This is a genomic window from Streptomyces sp. SPB074 (assembly GCF_000154905.1).
Classification (GTDB): domain Bacteria; phylum Actinomycetota; class Actinomycetes; order Streptomycetales; family Streptomycetaceae; genus Streptomyces.
In genome coordinates this window covers 5,498,908-5,500,396 of sequence record NZ_GG770539.1, presented here as the reverse complement: position 1 = coordinate 5,500,396, position 1,489 = coordinate 5,498,908, and the positions used below count along the sequence as shown (strand labels likewise).

Below are 1,489 nucleotides of genomic sequence, written 5' to 3'. Positions count from 1 at the left end.
CGGTGCGGTTGGGGAGGGGGTAGGGGGTGGTGCCGGTGAGGGCGTTGAGGATGGTGGCGCTGCGGTGGGCGGCGAGGCCGAGGTCGGGGGCGCCGACGCCGTGGGTGTGGCGTTCGGCGTTCTGGACGTAGACGTGGGAGCCGGTGGCGGTGATGGTCTCGTCCAGGTGGAGGCGGTAGTCGCTGTCGATGAGGGGGCGTTCCGCGTGGTCGCGGCGGAGGTAGGGGTCGAGTCCGGCGAGGAGCTGGTCGAGGGGGCGTTCGCGGTAGCCGGTGGCGAGGACGACGGCGTCGGTGGTGAGGCGGGAGCGGGTGCCTTGTTCGCGGTGTTCGAGGTGGAGTTCGATCTGGGTGGTGGCGACGCGTCCGGCGGTGCGGACGCTGACGCCGGGGGTGAGGGTGGCGTCGGGCCAGCCGCCGTTCAGGGTGCGGTGGTAGAGCTCGTCGTGGATGGCGGCGATGGTCTCGGTGTCGATGCCTTTGTGGAGTTGCCACTGCTGGGCGGTGAGCTGGTCGCGGGTGGTTTCGGGGAGGGCGTGGAAGTAGCGGGTGTAGTCGGGGGTGAAGTGTTCGAGGCCGAGTTTCGAGTACTCCATGGGGGCGAAGGCGGGGGTGCGGGCGAGCCAGGTGAGGCGTTCGTGGCCGGGGGTGCGTTGGCGGAGGAGGTCGAGGAAGATCTCGGCGCCGGACTGTCCTGAGCCGATGACGGTGATGTGCCCGGCGGCGAGGAATTCTTTTCGGGGGGCCCGGAGTTATTCGGGCGGAGTGGACGACGAGAGACGTGGGGGGCTTCGGCGAGGGGGCGCAGGGGTTCGGGGATGTGGGGGGCGGTGCCGACGCCGAGGACGAGGTTGCGGGTGTGGGTGCGGCCGAGGGCGTGGGCTTCGCCGTCGGTGTCGAGCTGGGTGTAGTCGATCTCGAAGCAGGAGCGGTCGGCGTTCCAGCGGACGGCGTCGGCCTGGTGGGAGAAGTGGAGTCCGGGGAGGTTCTCGCTGACCCAGCGGCAGTAGGCGTCGTACTCGGCGCGGTGGATGTGGAAGCGCTCGGCGAAGTAGAAGGGGTAGAGGCGTTCGTTCGCTTTGAGCCAGTTGAGGAAGGTCCAGGGGTTGCCGGGGTCGGCGAGGGTGACGAGGTCGGCGAGGAAGGGGACTTGGAGGGTGGCGCCGTCGATGAGCTGGCCGGGGTGCCAGTGGAAGGCGGGGCGTTGTTCGTAGAAGGCGGTGTGCAGGGGGGTGGTGCCGGTGGGGAGGTGGTGGGGCGAGGGCGGCGAGGGAGAGGTTGAAGGGGCCGATGCCGATGCCGGCGAGGTCGTTTTTGGGGTTTTTGTGGGGGTGGGCGCGGGGGGTTCGTGGGGCGGGGGCGGTCTCGGGGGGCTCGGGTTCCTCGGTGGTGGCGGCGGGTTTCGGGGGTGCGGGGCGGGGGGACGGCGGGGGTGTTCGTGCTGGCTTTCGGAAAGGACGGGGCTGGAGGTTCATCGGGGGGGTGTGTCC

General features: G+C 70.5%; 1 pseudogene. It reads right to left on the bottom strand.

From position 1 onward, the window contains the following. Positions 1-1,474: pseudogene (locus tag SSBG_RS23280) on the bottom strand (lysine N(6)-hydroxylase/L-ornithine N(5)-oxygenase family protein); the annotation flags it as partial. Positions 1,475-1,489: the final 15 nt, after the last annotated feature.